This window comes from Psychrobacter sp. SHUES1, assembly GCF_001652315.1.
Classification (GTDB): Bacteria; Pseudomonadota; Gammaproteobacteria; order Pseudomonadales; family Moraxellaceae; genus Psychrobacter; species Psychrobacter faecalis.
This window is the reverse complement of the sequence record NZ_LXWA01000046.1, coordinates 18,466-36,216: the sequence shown is the minus strand read 5'-3', so window position 1 is coordinate 36,216 and position 17,751 is coordinate 18,466. Positions and strand designations below refer to the sequence as shown.

12 protein-coding genes and 1 pseudogene are annotated in these 17,751 nt (G+C 43.9%); 7 read left to right on the top strand and 6 right to left on the bottom strand.

Annotated elements, in window-relative coordinates; translation table 11 throughout:
- Window positions 1–127, top strand: a pseudogene (locus tag A7325_RS13690) (IS982 family transposase); the annotation flags it as partial.
- Window positions 128–280: 153 nt separating this feature from the next.
- Here the strand turns inward: A7325_RS13690 and rlmF are convergent.
- Window positions 281–1,333 carry a 23S rRNA (adenine(1618)-N(6))-methyltransferase RlmF gene (rlmF, locus tag A7325_RS06170; protein ID WP_068405776.1) on the bottom strand — a complete coding sequence of 351 codons (1,053 nt, stop codon included), beginning with the start codon at window positions 1,331–1,333 and terminating at the stop codon, window positions 281–283.
- A 242-nt stretch (window positions 1,334–1,575) separates the two neighbouring features.
- Between rlmF and A7325_RS06165 the strand changes: the two genes are divergently transcribed.
- The 4 genes from A7325_RS06165 (at window position 1,576) to A7325_RS06150 (ending at window position 7,241) form a co-directional block, all read left to right on the top strand.
- On the top strand, window positions 1,576–2,382 hold the full coding sequence (locus tag A7325_RS06165; RefSeq protein WP_068405759.1) for a crotonase/enoyl-CoA hydratase family protein: 807 nt from the start codon (window positions 1,576–1,578) through the stop codon (window positions 2,380–2,382).
- A 33-nt stretch (window positions 2,383–2,415) separates the two neighbouring features.
- On the top strand, window positions 2,416–3,585 hold the full coding sequence (locus A7325_RS06160) for a MalY/PatB family protein (RefSeq protein WP_068405755.1): 1,170 nt from the start codon (window positions 2,416–2,418) through the stop codon (window positions 3,583–3,585).
- A 100-nt stretch (window positions 3,586–3,685) separates the two neighbouring features.
- Window positions 3,686–5,836 (top strand): McrB family protein, encoded by a 2,151-nt coding sequence (locus tag A7325_RS13830; protein ID WP_068405752.1) that lies wholly within the window; start codon window positions 3,686–3,688, stop codon window positions 5,834–5,836.
- A complete protein-coding gene (locus A7325_RS06150) occupies window positions 5,817–7,241 on the top strand; it encodes an McrC family protein (RefSeq protein WP_197488877.1) in 1,425 nt (474 codons plus the stop codon). The genes A7325_RS13830 and A7325_RS06150 overlap by 20 nt, the downstream gene beginning before the upstream one ends.
- Window positions 7,242–7,348: 107 nt before the next feature.
- Here the strand turns inward: A7325_RS06150 and A7325_RS06145 are convergent, their stop codons facing one another.
- The 3 genes from A7325_RS06145 to A7325_RS06135 all read right to left on the bottom strand — a co-directional run bounded on the left by A7325_RS06145 (window position 7,349) and on the right by A7325_RS06135 (window position 12,565).
- Window positions 7,349–8,917 carry an FGGY-family carbohydrate kinase gene (locus tag A7325_RS06145; RefSeq protein ID WP_068405749.1) on the bottom strand — a complete coding sequence of 523 codons (1,569 nt, stop codon included), beginning with the start codon at window positions 8,915–8,917 and terminating at the stop codon, window positions 7,349–7,351.
- 165 nt (window positions 8,918–9,082) lie between these two features.
- Window positions 9,083–10,798, bottom strand: a complete 1,716-nt coding sequence (locus tag A7325_RS06140) for a glycerol-3-phosphate dehydrogenase/oxidase (protein WP_068405746.1) — start codon at window positions 10,796–10,798, stop codon at window positions 9,083–9,085.
- A gap of 24 nt (window positions 10,799–10,822) precedes the next feature.
- Window positions 10,823–12,565, bottom strand: coding sequence for an FAD-binding oxidoreductase (locus A7325_RS06135; protein WP_068405743.1), 1,743 nt, complete (start codon window positions 12,563–12,565; stop codon window positions 10,823–10,825).
- Between the two features lie 403 nt (window positions 12,566–12,968).
- On the opposite strand from A7325_RS06135, the gene guaA reads away from it, so the two are divergent.
- Both guaA and A7325_RS06125 read left to right on the top strand, forming a co-directional pair.
- The gene (gene guaA / locus A7325_RS06130) at window positions 12,969–14,579 is read left to right on the top strand and encodes a glutamine-hydrolyzing GMP synthase (protein ID WP_068405740.1); all 1,611 of its coding nucleotides are present in this window, start codon (window positions 12,969–12,971) and stop codon (window positions 14,577–14,579) included.
- Window positions 14,580–14,627: 48 nt separating this feature from the next.
- Complete coding sequence (locus A7325_RS06125) at window positions 14,628–15,614, top strand: tetratricopeptide repeat protein (protein ID WP_068405737.1); 987 nt, start codon at window positions 14,628–14,630, stop codon at window positions 15,612–15,614.
- 75 nt (window positions 15,615–15,689) lie between these two features.
- Here A7325_RS06125 and A7325_RS06120 read toward each other — a convergent pair whose 3' ends face one another.
- Window positions 15,690–16,538 (bottom strand): HNH endonuclease signature motif containing protein, encoded by an 849-nt coding sequence (locus A7325_RS06120; RefSeq protein WP_068405734.1) that lies wholly within the window; start codon window positions 16,536–16,538, stop codon window positions 15,690–15,692.
- Window positions 16,539–16,730: 192 nt separating this feature from the next.
- Entirely contained in the window at window positions 16,731–17,735 is a 1,005-nt protein-coding gene (locus tag A7325_RS06115) for a YhdH/YhfP family quinone oxidoreductase (RefSeq protein WP_068405731.1), read from the bottom strand.
- Window positions 17,736–17,751 lie beyond the last annotated feature (16 nt).

Here is a 17,751-nt window from a genome sequence, read left to right as displayed (position 1 = left end):
CTCACGCCATCGTAGTGTCACGGGGTTTATCACAAACTTGCTGTCAGGTTTGATTGCTTATTGCTGGTTTCCCTATAAACCCACCATCAAAAACATGCCTCAGCAGGGACAGGTAGCCATATTGTAAATAGTATCAATGAGTTACAATGTGGCTTATCCCGAACTGGGGTTAACCTTAAGCTCTTACTCTATAAAAAAACCGCCTTGATAAACAAAGCGGTTTTTCTTGTTTCACGTGAAACTTTGAATAAATATTTTTTAGATAGTCATTTTTTATTAATTACGCTTCGTCAATATTAAAGCGCCACGCTAGAACACGGGTGTTCTTTTGACCTTGGCTCATCTCGATGATGCGCATTTGGGCAACATCAAGCTGTTTTAATAACAGTTGTAATGGTTTCACGTTCTCTGACTTTGACACCAAGCTGGTAAACCAGCCAACGTGCTCGGCAAAATCTTGACTTTCTTTTATCATTTTGGTCAAAAAGGCAATTTCGCCGCCCTCACTCCACAACTCTTTATGCTGACCACCAAAGTTGAGATTTTGCGCAGCATTTCCAGCCTTGGTTGAATGGCGGCTGATTTGCTCGTTTTCATTCTTACCACGATGGCGTTGCAGATTATGCTGCTTGCGGGTATTGGCTTGCATCGCTTCTTCTAATGACGCATGAAACGGTGGGTTGCAAACGACCACATCGAAGTAATCTTGACGACCGATGATGTTTTTAAAAATAAACTTAGGCTCAGGCTGTAGTTTTACTTTAACGGCACTTTTTAGCTTTGGGTTGGCTTCGCAAATCAGCGCGGCGGTATTGACTGAAATAGGGTCAATGTCGCTCGCGGTAAAGCGCCAACCATAGCTTTGGCTACCGATAATCGGATAAATCGCACTGGCCCCGGTACCAATATCAAGGGCGTGAATCTCTTTTCCCGTCGGCGGGGTATTGTCGTCATTAACGTGCGTGGTTTGCGCGAGTAAATCAGCAATATAATGGATATAATCGGCGCGACCCGGTATCGGCGGGCAGAGATAGCCTTCTGGAATATCCCAAAACTTCACGCCATAGTAATGCGCGAGCAACGCTTGATTGAGGACGCGTACCGCCTCACTATCAGAGAAGTTAATCGTCGGCTCACCTTTCGGGTTAGTGATGGTGTGCTTAGCCAATTCAGGCAGGGCACGGGTCAATAGCGCAAAGTCATAGCGCCCTTGGTGCGGATTGTGCGGGTGTAGCTTGCCGAGCTTTTTGGCGGTCTCAGGTGAGCGATTGCGATGAGTGTTAGCATTTACTCTACGGGCGTTTGATGTATTTGTGCTGGGCTTACTGGTCATAGTTTCGGACTGCGATGTTTGAATATAATCACCCAGTTTAGCAGATTTCACGCCCGTCTATCGGTTTATCCATGGCTACTGATTTGCCTATAGCAAATAAGAATCGCAATCTGCCTGAGTGCGTATATCTGTCCTTGCGTTATCGCATGGGGGTGTCTATATTGAAACTAAGCCAAATGAGCATAAAGCGGCTATTTTATAAGCGCAGCAGATGACAAAAATGCATTTAAAAGGATAAAAATATGACAACGGAAAGTAATAAACCCAGTACCGATAACCGCATCACCTATGAAACTGACGGCTATATCTGCCTAATCGGGCTCAATCGTGCCGATAAACGCAACGCCTTTGATAGCCATATGATTAAGCAATTATCCGAAGCACTGACGCGTTATGAAAACGACGAGAACTTACGCTGTGCGCTCATATTTGCCCATGGTGAGCACTTTACCGCCGGACTTGATCTAATGGAGTTGCAAGATAAGTGGGATAAAGGCGCGTTTGAGTTTAATGATAATGAGATTGACCCATGGGGAATCGGTGGCAAATTACGCAGCAAACCTGTGGTCGTTGCGATTCAAGGAACTTGCTTTACCGCTGGCATTGAATTAATGCTAAATAGTGATGTCGTTATCGCAAGTGATAACTGCAACTTTGCACAAATGGAAGTTCAGCGCGGTATCATGCCGTTTGGTGGCGCGACGGTACGTTTCGTCGCAGCAGCAGGTTGGCAAAAAGCCATGCCGTATTTGCTCACTGGTAAAGCCTTTGATGCACAAACCGCAGATAGGTTAAATCTGGTCAGTGAAGTAGTGGCAAATGGCACAGAATACGAACGAGCAATGACTATTGCTCAAGAGATATGTAAAGCAGCTCCGCTCGGCGTACAAGGATTATTGTCCTCAGCGCAAGATGCCAGTCGGAATGGCGCAAAAGCGGCTTTAGCCAATATTCATGGCTATCTGCCGTCTTTATTTTATTCAGAAGATGCGAAAGAGGGAGCGATGGCGATGGTTGAGAGAAGGGAAGCTGAGTTTCAGGGACGTTAGTTATTCAAAGATTTTCCCCTTAGGAGAATAGTGGTGCAATACAACTTCGATGAGATAATTGATAGACGTAATACCGGTTCAGTTAAATGGCACTATAACGATGACACGATTCCGTTATGGGTTGCGGATATGGACTTTAAGACTGCCCAGCCTATCTTAAAGGCGATTGAGCAAGTCGCGCAGCATGGCATATTGGGCTATACCAGACCCACTGCGGCTTTGTATGATTCGATTATTCAGTGGCATAGCAGTCGTTATGGCTTGCTACTCGATAAGCAGAATATCTTGTTTTCGCCGGGCGTTGTGCCAAGCCTCGCACTGATGATGAACGTCTTTACCGGAGCAGGCGATGCGGTACTGGTTAATGACCCTATTTATACGCCTTTTATGACCAAGGTTGAGCAAAACGGTCGCACACTTGTGACATCGCTATTGAAGGAGGTCGATGGTAAGTATCATCTGAATTTAGTCGATATCGAAGCTAAAATTATCGAGCATAAGGTAAAGTTATATTTGTTGTGCAATCCGCACAATCCTGGCGGACGCGTGTGGACGACCGATGAGATTGAGGCGCTGCTTGTGCTTTGCAAAAAACATGACGTGGCGGTTGTCAGCGATGAGATTCATCAAGATTTAACCTTGAGTGGTCATACCTTTACGCCTTTTTTAAAATTGGCAGAAGCGGCAGGTTACGCGCATAACGTCGTCAGTCTAACCTCAATGACCAAGACCTTTAATGTAGCGGGGATCAAAGGCTCGATGATCTTTGCTAAAGATAATTCATTAATCAAAAAAATAAGTCAGCAGCAGCAGTTAAATGATGAATATGAGCTCAATTTATTTGCTTATGAAGTAATGCGTAGCGCTTATGAAAATGGTGGAGGATGGCTAGAGCAGGCGCTGGCTTATATCGAAGCCAATATTGACTTAATCATTAGCTTTTTAGAGCAGCATCTGCCTGATATTAAGGTTATGCGTCCAGAAGCCTCGTATTTAATTTGGCTAGATTGTTCGGCGTACGGCGATGATGATCAGGCGCTGTATGACAAGCTACGAGCTGCTAAAGTTGAGCTCAATTCTGGTATTAAATACGGTAATGAGGGACATCTTAAAATGCGCTTGAATGTGGCGTGTCCTGAGGCGCTGCTGCGTGAGGGGTTAAATCGTATTTATGAGGCTCTTATTGGTGGGGTTCAATCTTAACTACTGTTAAGTGAGTAATTACTTTAAATTAACCATAAATACTCACTCGTTTTATAATCACGCATATTCATAGCTTATAACTCGTTAAAAGGATACTCCAGTGCAGAAAATCGTCGTAAAAAAGGATGACTATAACAGCTCACCACAAGTCACTAAGCAAGACTGGATAAAGATATTATCTGACGATGATTTCATGACTAATAACTATAAATATGCGCTTAGTCTCTTTTACTTAGAGCCAGAACACAAAGCAACCTGTAAGTTTTTAGCTGAAAAATATCATTCATCTCCCTTTTCACTCAGTGGGTTTATTACTGGTTTTAGTAGAGGTGTTCAAGAGCGTTTAAATAAGTTTGAAATAATTACAGAAGAGGGTGATAAAACTTATTGGTTAGTTACAATGCTTGGTAAGAAGGTAGCGGGTAACTTATTTGAATGGAAACTACGCGATGAGTTAGTTGAAGCAATGCAAGAACTAGACTATATCAATGCTAATGCTATAAAAATAGATAGCATTGGTCGTTTAGTCAGTCTTATAAACAAAGACGTTGGTGATTTAAAAAGAGACTTTCTTATAGCGAGAAAAGAGCTGACAGGCAATCAAAGAATCACTAACTCAAAGTTATTGTTTAAATATGATAGCGAAGACAGAGAGTGGGCTATTAATGAAGGGGCTGGAACAGAAGTTCAATATCATATCTACTTATCAGACCATAAAATTGGTTATGGTTTGGGTTTTAATACGCTTTATGTCAGATTCAAAGAAGAAAAGACCCCGATAGAGTATATCAAGCCCTATATGGATGCTTTTATTGCTTTGAAAGACAGTGACGAGATGACCAAGCTTGCCGATAGAGGCTTTGCATTGAGTACGGATGAAGCCGACTTCCAAAGTCCTGTCAAAGATGAGCATTACTTATTTGGTCGAATAATAGCGTTAGATCATGAACAGAAACTGTCTTTGGTTGATTACTACAGCATCATCAATGACTTAAAAGGCGATTTGTTTGAGGCTTATAAAAACGTTTTTAAGCTTGCTAATGAGTTAACCATGACTGAACAATCGAGTATGAAAAAGATTCAGCAGCCTATTACCAATCCTTTACTACAAGAAATTAGCGAGCTACTGCTTGCCAATAAAAACCTTATACTTACTGGGGCGCCGGGAACAGGTAAAACCTACTTAGCAAAAGCATTGGCTGAAGCATGGGGAGCAGAGCACAAGCTCATACAGTTTCATCCTTCATACGATTACACTGATTTTGTCGAAGGCTTACGACCCATTCAAAGCGAGGAGGGCGAGGTTGGTTTTGAACTGCGGGACGGTAGCTTTAAAAAGTTCTGTAAAGAAGCCCTTAAATATCAAAACAATCAACAGTTAAGCAACTTTGACGAGGTCTATCAAAGATTTATAGATGATGTATCCGAGAGCGCTCTAGATTTAGCAACTCCTAGCCAAGAAAGTCCATTTAGCGTTATTGTCAATTCACGCGATAATATTACAGCCGTTCTCTCAAGCGAAACACAGAGACAAATTACTTTAACCAAATCTTTGATACAGACCTATTTTGAAACAGGTAAATCGCTGAACTGGAAACCCTATTTGATTCCCGTATGTGAATACATCGAAGCAAACTACGATTTGCAAATGGCTAATACGGAGGATAAGAATAAAAAATTCATCCTTATACTCGATGAAATAAACCGCGCCGAAATCTCCAAAGTATTGGGTGAGCTGTTTTTCTCTATTGACCCCGGCTATCGAGGTGAGAGTGGCAGAGTTACCACTCAATACGCTAATCTACAAACCGAAGAAGATGTGTTTAAAGACGGCTTCTATATACCTGATAACGTCTATATCATCGGTACAATGAATGACATTGACCGTAGTGTGGAGTCTTTTGATTTTGCTATGCGCCGTCGTTTTGCTTGGAAAGAAATCAAAGCAGAAGATAGATTGTCTATGTGGGAAGATCAAATCGGCGATTGGGCTGAGGAAGCTAAACAGCGTTTAATCACTTTAAATAGTGCTATTGAAGATATACAAGGGTTAAGCGCTGCTTATCACGTCGGACCTGCCTACTTTTTGAAATTAGCTGACTATGACGGCGATTTCGACAAGCTGTGGACGTATCATTTAGAGTCACTATTGTTTGAATATTTACGTGGATATCCTGATGCTAATGAACAGCTAGTTATCTTAAAAAACGCCTATGACTTGGTTGAGGCTGATGCTAGTAACGACAGATAATACCTCATTGGCTTTAGACTCTAATATGCCAAGCGTTAATAAAGCCATAGCCGATTTATCATCACTTGCCAATAAAAGTATTGGCGAGCTGGTAAAAGCAAATCCTGAGCTGTTGATATTCCCTGAGTGTTTTAAAGATAACGAGGACGATATCGAAATCGCCCCAATTTATGAACTAACTCTTAGTAACTCTAAAACGGTTTTAAGGACGGGTAATATCATGGGTTTTATTGGCGTACAAGATACGCAACTAAAAATCCAATCTCGTTTTGCTCAGGCCTCTGCTGTTTATGGTGACCAAGTGGATCAGGAGAAAGGCAATGAAGAAGATTATTTCTTGCACTATATGCTACAAAAGGTATTGTGCCTTAATCTGTTTGACTTAAAGCACAGCCGTAACCAAACTAACTTGTTTGATTTCTTGGTGTACCTGTTTCCTTATTTCCTTAAAAAAGCGCTTTCGCAAGGCTTGTACAAGGAGTATCAAAAGAAAACCTATAATGATAGCAATCTTCAAGGTGCTATTGATATTAAAACGCATCTGAAACAAAACTTACCGTTTCGAGGTAAGGTCGCCTACCGTTTACGAGAGCACAGTTTTGATAATTCGATAACTCAGCTTATCCGTCATACTATTGAACTTATTAGACAAAAACCAAACTTGCGAGACATACTGCACAGCGATAGCGAAACCTTGGATTTTGTTAATCTGATTGCCCAGCATACCCCGTTATATCACGCAAGAGATAGACACACCGTCATCAATGCCAACCGCAAGCCTTTCGTCCATCCTTACTTTACTGAATATACTGGCTTGCAAAAAATCTGCCTACAAATCCTACGGCATGAAGGTCTTAAATATGCCAAAAATGACGCCAAAGCACACGGTATCCTGTTTGATGGCGCTTGGTTGTGGGAGGAGTATCTGAATACGCTTCTACACCCTATCGGTTATAAGCATCCGACAAATAATAATCGAAAAGGCGGTATCAAAGTATATGCACAAAAGCTTTCGGGTAATAACGTGCGTCGTTATCCTGACTTTGTAAAAGATAGCCGCATTATTTTGGACGCCAAATATAAACGCATGAAAGAAAATCACATTAGTCGCGATGACCTGAATCAAATTCTATCTTATCTGTTTTTATATCGAGCAGATATAGGAGGCTATATTGCTCCTACAATTGATGACAATTTGGCTTTAAATATGGGCTTGTTGAATGGCTTTGGTGGTAGTATTCATAAGTTTAAGCTAGCTATTCCGCAACAGGTCACAAGTTATCAAGCCTTTAAAAAGACAATTGCTGAGAATGAAACGAAGTTGATTGAAGCTATTCAAAAGCTGTTATATATGCAAAATAATGGTGAGCAATTTGAGGTTCGTAATAATATAATCGTCGCCTAGACTGGCAGATAATAGCAAATAGTAGGATCAGCTCCTACAACCTCTTAGCCAAAATTATTCCACCTTTTGACCACTTCCAATACTCCTACACTTCAAACTTGCGCAAACTACTTGGCGGGATATCCTGTGATGTCTTGGATACTTTGATATAACGGTTTTAAGCGCTCATACATTTTTAGATAAACCTCATTATAAAGGCGTTTGTAGAGTTGGACGTTGGCCTCAATAGGGATGAACTCATCGCCTAAATGAGTCATTGCCTCACTTGCGGCTGCATGGTCAGGGTAGACGCCGAGTCCAACTGCGCAGTTGATGGCAGCGCCTAAGCCTGAAGCTTCATAAGTGTGCGGGCGATAAGCGGGCATACCAAAGATATCAGCAGTAAGCTGCATCGCTGAGTCACTTTGCGAGCCGCCGCCTGAGACACGCAGGTGTTTGATAGTTTTACTCGTACGTTTTTCAATGGTATCAAAGCCAAGCTTAAGCTCGTAAGCCAGCCCCTCTAAGATAGCGCGATAAACGTGCGCCCGCGTGTGCACATCGCCAAAACCAATGAGCGCACCTTTGCCCTCAAGCCCCGGATGACGGACGCCAGGTGACCAATACGGCTGCATCATCAGCCCCATACAACCGGCCGGAATATCTTTGACTGCCTGATCGAGGAGCTTTTCGGTATCGATACCTTTGGTTTTCGCAAGTTGTTCTTCATAGTGAGCAAATTGCTCCTTAAACCAGCTGACCATCCAAAAGCCGCGATAAATCATGTACTCATGACTGTAGTAGTTTGGCGCAGCTGCGGTGTAGGCGGGCATGTGTTTAAGGATTTCGACGTAATTGCTCGACGTGGTATTGATAGTCGCAGTAGTACCAAAGCTTAAACAGGCAGTGTCAGCAGCGAGACCTGCCGACCCCAACGCTTCGCACGCTTTATCGCTAGCGGCAGCAATCATCGGCGTGCCTTCTAAAATCCCTGTGGCTTTAGCCGCTTTGGCGCTGATACGGCCAAGTGGCTGACCTGGCGCGACAATCTTAGGCATTTGCTCAGGTCGACAGCTAAAGAAGCGCCATTTAAAATCTTTAGGTTTTAGCCATGTTTGCGCTTTATAATCGTAAGGCAGATAGCCTAGGGCATGGCCGTTGGAATCGGCTAATTCGCCTGTCAGCTGATAAGTAAGATACGCAGATAGATTGACGTAATAGGCGGTCTTTGCCCACATCTCTGGCTCATGGTATGCAAGCCAATTACAGCGGGCTTTTTGCTGTGCCTCTTGTACCAATTCGCCCATGCCAATAATTTTGGTTAGTGGGCTTAAAAAACCAATATCGTTGGTTTCGCCGCGGCGTAAATCCATCCATACAATAGTTGGGCGCAGTGGCTGCATATCTTTATCCAGACATATCATGGTATAGCGCTGGGTGGCGAGACTAACGCCCGCGATTTGCTCAGGTTTAATATCGCAGCTTTGCCACAATTGCTGACAAGCTTCGCTTAGCTTTTGCCAATAATAGTCAGCGTGCTGCTCAGCAAAATTGGGCTCAGTAGAGAAATAAGGCTCGATAGGAACGCGCGCTTTAACAATCTCAGTGCCAAATTGGTCAAAGATAAGTGCTCTGACGCTTTGGGTGCCATTATCGATGGCTAAGAAGTAAATAGGTGCATCAAAAGTAGTGGTCATAGTCGTCCTTAACTATGTAAAAATAGATAGGTAGCGCAAAATAAAAACACACTATGATTATCGCTTGCTACTGATGTAAATTTTCCGCAGCCTCTGTCTACGCAGGCACAGCGAGCAAGAAAAAGTTATACCAGTAGCAATGGCTATTAATATAATAGAAAAGCGCTAAGCCGCAGGCAAATGATAATAGCGTTGCCATAAATTTTGATAGCGCTGGGCTTCTTGCTGCCATTTTTGCTCATTCCAGCCGAGCTCTTGCTGACATATCTGCTTCAGTCTAGCGCTAATTAACGGTGTCATTGCCCCATTCGGTAGGATTAAACCCAAGCGCGTACGCCGCAGTAATAAATCATCTAAATGCATGACTTGCTCATGGCGCGCGGCAAAACGGATCTCTGCCCAAATGGTATTGCTGTCGGTGACATAAGCCAAATCATCTTCATGCGCAAGCTCAAGTAAAGTATCAAGCTGGCGACCGTAAAACCCTTGTAAGCGTTGTTGTAGAGCTTTTGGTAAAGTAAAAAATTTAGGATTGGTTGGCGCGGTATTGCTAAAAACGTGATCATCATTTAAGGTTTGCTTTTGAATGACAGACTTATCAAGGGTGAGCACTTCTTGACACTTTTCAAGGACATCTAAAGCAATCAGGCGAAAGGTTGTTAGCTTGCCGCCGCTAACGGTGACGAGGTTATTGTCGAGCCACACGCTGTGGTCGCGCTTTTCTTTACTGGGGCTGACGCGTTTGCCATCCTCTCTAGCATTGCCTTCTGAGATCAGCGGACGCACGCCCGCCCAAGTACTAATGACATCTTCTCGGTTAAGCTTGGCATCATTAAACAGCTCGTTAGTCGCCGTTAATAAATAATCGACCTCTTCATTCGTGATGCCAACCTCGCTATCGTCCAAAGGGGGATGATCCAAATCAGTGGTGCCAAGCACGGTACGGTTTTCCCACGGAAAGACAAATACCGCTCTTTTATCTTCAGGATGCAAAAAGGTATAGGCTTGCTCGATTGGCAAGCGCTCTTTGCTCACGACCAAGTGACTGCCGCGTGACGGACGAATTTGCTTATGAAAACTTTGCTCAGTCTGTTTACTGGCTTGCATCCGTAAGGTATCCGCCCAAGCGCCTGTGGCACTGACCACCACTTTGGCGTAAATATTGTAACTTTGAGCATTGCTTTGAACATTGTTTTGAATATTGTTTTGAATATTGTTTTGAGCATTGTCCTCAGAAGAAGTGTCTTTGAGCGTTGCGCCTACTACCAAGCCTTGTTCATTGGTAATCAACGTTTCGGCTTTTAGGTAATTAATCGCCTGCGCACCGTCGTGAATCGCCTCAGCAAGGACGCGCATCACCAGCCGCGAGTCATCGGTCACCGCATCGCTAAATTGACTGGCACCTAAAAACTTGTCTTGTTTGATATTTGGGTTCAGGCTAAGAAAAGCATCTTTTTTAAAGTACTTAGAGTAGCGCTTGCCCGCCAGTCCATCGTAAACGCGTAATAAAGTATTAAATATCCATGGCGGCGGAAACTTGCCTTTATAATGCGGCATGATGTAGTGCATTTCATTGACTAGGCCGCTTGCTTCACTGAGCATACGCTCACGCTCGCGCACGCTAAGCAAGGTGGTTTTATAATCACCCGAGGCAATGTAACGTAACCCACCATGTACCATTTTACTCGAGCGGCTTGATGTACCCCAAGCAAAGTCTTTTTGCTCAATAAGTAAAACTTTAAGGTCGCGCCGTGCCGCTTCGCGCGCAATCCCAGCACCGGTGATACCGCCACCGATAATCAGCATATCCCAAGGTTCTGCTTGAGACGAGCCACAAGATAAAGGCGCTAATGCTTGTTGCCGTTGCTTGGTTTGAGTCATATCTCACTCTTCTTAATTTGTTTATTACTTCTCAAGCAATACACCCGGGTTCATACGCTGTTCAGGGTCTAAGCTTTTGAGCATATCATGGGTTACTTGCATGCCAAGCTTGCCTTTTTCGGCGGCAAGGTATGGCGCATGATCACGGCCAACGCCGTGTTGATGCGAGATGGTCGCTTTACCATTAGCAAGGCTAACACTGGCAGCATGTTTGATTTTTTGCCAGCGGCTTAAGGTAGTCGCATGGTCTTTTGCCGCGCGAAAAAAGTAGGTGGTATAAAGGCTCGCACCTTGCTTATAGACGTGTGAGATATGAGTAAAGGCCATAACCGCCTCATTTTCATCTGCCAAGGCGTTTTGCACCGCTTCTTGCATCTGCTGCATCTGCTCGTCGATATTATTCCAATTGGTCGCGGTCTCAAAGGTATCGACCATGATGCCTTTGTCCCATAAAGTGCCACGCAAATAAGGGAATTTAAAGCGCCCATGCGTCCAAACACTGCCCATGATATCAGTGATTTTACCCGTGACACTACCGTGCTGCTTTAACAGCTTATTAAACTGTGTCAGCGCCAATTTATTCTGCGCTTTATCGCCTGATACGCCGTAAGTGAGCATAACCTTATCTGAGCTTAGTCCACGGGCTTTTAGATAGGTGCTAATGGCTAAAAATTGACTCGGTGACGTGCCTAAATGCAGATGCGCATCAGTTTCGACGGCATTACTGAGACGTAACATAGATAAGCGAACATTTTTTTGCACCGCTTGTCTAAGCACTTCTTTACCTGCTTCCCAATTAGGCAGGAAAGCCACTTTAAACAGTTCTTCCTCAGGCTGCGGTTGTACACGCATTTTGACTGTCGTAAAAATACCAGCACGACCCTCAGTGCCCATCATCATCTCACGCAAATCAGGTCCTGCTGATGACGCTGGAATATCGGCGATATTGAGCACACCTTGCGGAGTGACTAATGTACCACCGGCAAATAGCTGCTCGATGCGTCCGTAGCCCAATGACTGCTGACCGCTAGAGCGCGCGGCAATCCAACCACCAAGCGTTGATAGCTCCCAAGACTGCGGATAATGTCCTAGGCGGTAACCGTGCGCGTCCAATTGCGCTTCGACAGCTGGCCCTTGTGTGCCCGCGCCAAAGGTTGCGATTTGGCTCTCAAAATCTAAGTCAAGCAGCTGATCCATCTTGCTCATGGCGATGGTAAGGACTGGACGTGAACCCTTTTGTGGGTTGATATGTCCAACGACTGAGGTGCCGCCACCAAAAGGAATGACAATTAAGTCATGCTCATTGGCGAGCGTTAATAAAGTCTCGACATCAGCGGTCGATTCAGGAAAAGCGACTCCATCAGGAAATACTTCAAAGTCGCCGCCATGCATCGCTATCCAATCAGGGAAGCTTTGACCGCGCGCATGTCTGAGCCTCACTTCTTTATCAGTTGAGACGATATTAAGGTCGGTGAGCGCAGCAGGCAGGCGTGATTTTGGTACGGTTTTGAGTACCTGTTGTAAGCTCACAGAGGACAGTTTTTTGGTTTTACCGATATGTGATTTTATTAATTTTGCACCATGCGGCGAGACAGTTTTATTGATACTGACATTGCCCCAACCGTTCCAGCGCGTCTGCTCAATAGGCGTATTGGCAGTCGAATTAGTAGCCGTATTATTTTTTTGGATAGGTTCTAAATTATTATCAGTGTTTTTGGTAGCAGGAAAGTTGGTGGTTTTACGAATAAGAGATTTGATTATGCTCATAGGGACATACCTGTCGATTCGTTATCACAGTTTTTATACTAAAGGATTCGGTTGAAGCTGACTCAGTTTTTCTACTCAGCATAGATGAATGATTAGGCTCAGGGTTATCGTAAAAATCATACGATATTAAGCGCTTATGCCAATCACCAATCCTAAAGCAAACATATTTATCGTTTGAGCATAGCACAATATAAACAAATATTTCATATAGACTCGTCTTTTGTATAATAAAAATTTATGACTTTTATTTAGTAGCGGCATTATTGGGGTTCGCGTTGGCGTATTATTCTTATCAAGGCGTAATATCTCGCAAAAATCGTCAATAATTCACCATCTAATAGCCATTAATAGGCGCAAACTTGTTAAAATAGGGCACTAATTTTTTCTTGATGGACATCGATTTATGACCACTGCCGCTGCTATCCCTACTATCAAAGAAGATCGTATTCTTATTCTTGATTTTGGCTCGCAATATAGCCAACTGATTGCTCGCCGTGTACGCGACTCTGGCGTTTTTTGTGAGATGTTCCCTTATGATATCGACACCCAGCGCATCACGGACTTTGGCGCAAAAGGTGTCATCCTATCGGGCGGCCCTGAGAGCGTGCATGCGGAAAATAGCCCGCGTATCAATGACGCCGTGTTTGAGCTTGGTGTGCCAGTATTGGGCATTTGCTACGGTATGCAGGCAATGGCGGATCGTTTCGGCGGTAAAGTTCATGCCAGCGATATCCATGAATTTGGTGCCGCGACCATCAATGTCGATGGTCATTCAAAATTAACCGAAGGTATCGAAGACCACGTCAGTGAAGACAACGCGACCACGCTAAACGTTTGGATGAGTCATGGTGATAAAGTGATCGAAGCGCCGCAAGGCTTTGATATTATCGCCAGTACGCCGAGCTGTCCGATTGCCATTATGGCCAATGACGACAAGCAGTACTATGGTCTACAGTTCCACCCTGAAGTGACGCATACTTTACAAGGTCAAGCGTTATTGGGTCGTTTTGTCCATCAGGTTTGCGACTGCGCCGGCGATTGGACGCCTGACAATATTATCGATATGCGCGTGGCACAGCTCAAAGAGCAAATCGGTGACAAACAAGTATTGCTCGGTTTATCCGGCGGTGTCGATAGCTCAGTGGTTGCCGCGCTATTGCATAAAGCCATTGGCGATCAGCTGACCTGTGTGTTCGTTGATAATGGTCTCTTGCGTTTGCACGAAGGCGATCAGGTGATGCAAGTGTTCGCTGAAAACATGGGTGTCAAAGTCATCCGTGTCGATGCCGAAGATTTATTCTTAAACGCCTTAGCAGGCGAGTCTGATCCCGAAGCCAAACGTAAAATCATCGGCAAAACCTTTATCGATGTGTTCGCCAATAGCGCCCGTGAAATCAGCGCGCAAAGCGATGGCAAAGTCATTGAATTTTTGGCACAAGGGACGATTTACCCTGACGTTATCGAATCAGCAAAATCGCATCAAGGCAAAGCGCATGTCATTAAGAGCCATCATAACGTTGGCGGTCTGCCAGACGATTTGGCGTTTGAGTTGGTCGAGCCATTACGCGATTTGTTTAAAGATGAAGTGCGTAAACTTGGTATCACCCTTGGCCTACCAGAGAAAATGATCTACCGTCATCCGTTCCCAGGTCCGGGTTTGGGCGTGCGTATCCTTGGCGAAGTCAAAAAGGAATATGCCGATATCCTGCGCCTTGCCGATGCCATCTTTATGCAAGAGCTGGAGCGCTCAGGCTGGTATGACAAGACTGCGCAAGCATTTGCGGTATTCCAACCGATTAAATCAGTCGGCGTGGTCGGTGATGGTCGCCGCTATGCGTGGGTGATCGCGCTACGTGCCGTTGAGACCGTAGACTTTATGACGGCTCGCTTTGCGCATCTGCCGTATGATTTGATTGAGACGGTATCGAACCGCATCATGAATGAAATCGCGGAAGTATCTCGCGTGACTTATGATGTGTCGAGTAAGCCGCCGGCGACGATTGAGTGGGAATAATTATTCATACGCTATGATTGTAATATCAACGCAAAGGAGTGATGGACTATGAAACTGGTTCATGTGGGACAAAACGAGTGGATGTTTGAAGATGACGTTAGCGATAAGTTGGCTGACAATAGATCAAATGCGCTTGGCGCTGGTAGAGCGCTTAATCTTAAAATAAAAGCCTTTGTAGATGCCGAGGTAAAAAGAGGTCGTGATATCAACGATATTATGAATGAAGTCATGACCAAATTTCAGCATGAAATTGTGCAAGACTTTGATGAGCAGCCGCCAACCTCATTCCAAGTGATACAGATGACGCTGGAGAAAGAAGGTTATGAAGTGGCTCGTGATATTGCTCAGTTTTTAGTATTAGAGAATATGAATGACCCTGATGCTTACTTTAACTTAGCATTTTTGTGTGAGCAGCATGACGACAGCTTTTTAGCACTATTGAGTAGCCGCGAATGTATGCGCCTATACTTAGAGTATTTCCCCAAAAACTTTAATTGGCAAAAAAGTAAGCTGCCATGGGGCATCATGGAGAACCGTCCCTTTTTGCGAGCGCTGTTTCAGCTGGCAAATGTCTATGCTGACAATATGAGCTTTGATGAAGCCTGCGAGCAGGGAGAAAGGCTGCTACAAGTTTGCCCTAATGATAACCTAGGTATGCGTGAAGCGCTGATAGAATGGTACATGTTTACCGAAGAGTATCAGAAAATAATTCGAATTTGCGGCAACTATCCAGAGGATATGCTTGCAAATATCGCTTTCGGTAAGGTGCTGGCTTACTGTTATCAAGATAAATTAGATAAGGCTGAAAAAGAGTGGGATATCGCAAAAGATAACTTGCCTGAAGTGGCGCATGAAATTCTTAAAAAGCGTCATCCTAGACCACGCGGTATGGGTATCAATAGTTATGGTATCGAAATTGGTGGTAAAGAGCAGGCTTATCTCTACTGGCAAGATATGGGCGATTGGTGGGAAGAAAATACTACTGCTCAAACCCTGATTGAGAAAAAACGTGCTGAGAAAAAGAAGAAAAAATAATTTGATTTAGCGGCACTTCTCTTTAGTTAAAACACTCAACTTGGTTGGGTGTTTTTTGTTTTAAACATAAAAGTTTTACTCGATAAGTTTTGCTTCGATAGCAGCAACTTTGTTTATTAACTGATTATTAAATTCTAAACAGTCTAAAGAGTAGTGAGCTTTTCGATGACAGGTAGGACATAACGCAATAATGTTTTGAGGTAAGTCCGCACCACCATCTGCCAACCTAGTTAGATGATGGATTTCGAGATAAGGTCCAGATTTAGTTTCAAATGGAGCTGTCTCATTACATCCCTCGCATATACCATTAGCTCTTTTTTTGGCATATAGCTTAATGGCTGTACTACGGTTTTGAATAGATTGAATTTTTTCTTTAGTGCTTGCGTGGGTTGGTGTTGAACTTAAGGCAATCTCTCGTAATTGCTGTAATGACTTACCTTTACTAGGCTTAGTGATATAAACGGCTTTAGGGGCTTCAACTACTTTAGGGGACAGAGTTTGAGCTATATCAGTATTTTTAGTATTAACTATATCTAGATGAAAAACGATAGCGTCACGAAGCTCGCCATTTCTATCTGGTCGTTCTGCAATATGATGAAAAACGTAATTACAATACCCTAAAAACCGTACAAAGCCTCGTGATGTTGATTCGAAAAGTAGAATTTCTTTATTGTTTTTTTGATGGTCATGAATTGCCAAATTACCTTTGGTCATTCTCATGTCGCCTTCTTGGCCTTCACCCGTATATTTAAAGGTGCCGTTAGGGTCAAAATCATCAATATAGCCATATTCGCCGCCAGCATCGCCGGTAAAAATAAATATATATGGATGCTCGGCTGGCGTTGCTATGCCACCATATTGTTGCCCTTTATATATACTGTGTATATCAGAACGACGGTTATAGATTTTTCCTATTTCAAACACTATGGCTTCCTTATTTTCTTATTAAGCTAATAGAGTTTACTATAGTTGATAAGTGTTTTTATGGTTCTTGCATTAAATCGCAATTTTTGGAGTTTATAAAATTCTATTATAAGATTTAAAAAAATAGCGGTGCTCTCCAAAGTGAAGAACACCGCCACTGCTTATAAAATTTAGCTGTTAACAATCTAAGCTTTAACCCCGCACATTCACCACATAACGCCCAACCGTCTGACTAGCCATAAAGCGATCTAAGTATTCCGGCGTTTGCTCAAGCGTAATCTCTTCGCAATAATTCTCTAAATTAGGCAACTTCATATCAGTACTGACGCGCTGCCAAATGGCTTTTTTATCAGCTAGGGGAATATAGACCGAATCGATACCGAGTAGGGACACCGCGCGAGTGATAAACGGCAATACCGTCATCGTAAATTCAGCGCCGCTCGCCAAGCCGCAAGAGGTCACTGCGCCGCCCGCTTTGGTTTGCTTTAGTAGGTTTGCCAGATAGTCGCCGCCGATGGTGTCAATAGCATTTGCCCATAGCTCGCGACCGACAGGTTTATCGCCGATCTCATTGATGCTATCGCGATGACGGACTTCGCTTGCGCCAAGCGCTTTTAGATAGTCGCTTTGCTCAGGCTTTCCAGAGAAGGCGATGACCTCATAGCCAAGCTGACTTAATATAGCGATGCTGATACTACCGACGCCGCCCGTTGCACCCGTCACCGCGACTGGACCGTCTTCCGGTTTTGCGCCCATTTTCTCAAGCTTTTGCACACTTAACGCTGCGGTTAAACCGCCCGTACCATAGATCATGGCTTCTTTTAGCGTGAGCGAAGACGGACATTCGACCGCCCAATCGGCAGGGATAGATATCATCTGAGCGAGACCGCCATCGGTATCCATGCCCAAATCATAGCCAAAGACTACGACTTCTTGACCCTCCGTAAAGGTTCCAGACTTATCACTGACCACCACACCAGCGGCATCAATACCGGGTGTGTGCGGGTAGTGTTTGGTGATTCTTTTGTTGCCGGATGCTGACATAGCATCTTTGAAGTTTAATGATGAATAATGGACTTCGATTAATAAATCATTGTCAGGCAAGTCGCTGACACTGCGCTGCTCAATGCTTTTTTTAAATTCACCGTTGCTAGTCTCGTGAACCACTAAGGCTTTAAAGGTTTTGTTATTCGACATTGTCTGAATCCTTTTT

Bases quoted from the DNA above. Each gene is read 5' to 3' on its own strand.
- A7325_RS06140 (WP_068405746.1), bottom strand. From the start codon at position 10,798: ATGACTCAAACCAAGCAACGGCAACAAGCATTAGCGCCTTTATCTTGT.
- guaA (WP_068405740.1), top strand. From the start codon at position 12,969: ATGACCACTGCCGCTGCTATCCCTACTATCAAAGAAGATCGTATTCTT.
- A7325_RS06125 (WP_068405737.1), top strand. From the start codon at position 14,628: ATGAAACTGGTTCATGTGGGACAAAACGAGTGGATGTTTGAAGATGAC.
- A7325_RS06150 (WP_197488877.1), top strand. From the start codon at position 5,817: ATGCTAGTAACGACAGATAATACCTCATTGGCTTTAGACTCTAATATG.
- A7325_RS06115 (WP_068405731.1), bottom strand. From the start codon at position 17,735: ATGTCGAATAACAAAACCTTTAAAGCCTTAGTGGTTCACGAGACTAGC.
- rlmF (WP_068405776.1), bottom strand. From the start codon at position 1,333: ATGACCAGTAAGCCCAGCACAAATACATCAAACGCCCGTAGAGTAAAT.
- A7325_RS06135 (WP_068405743.1), bottom strand. From the start codon at position 12,565: ATGAGCATAATCAAATCTCTTATTCGTAAAACCACCAACTTTCCTGCT.
- A7325_RS06145 (WP_068405749.1), bottom strand. From the start codon at position 8,917: ATGACCACTACTTTTGATGCACCTATTTACTTCTTAGCCATCGATAAT.
- A7325_RS06165 (WP_068405759.1), top strand. From the start codon at position 1,576: ATGACAACGGAAAGTAATAAACCCAGTACCGATAACCGCATCACCTAT.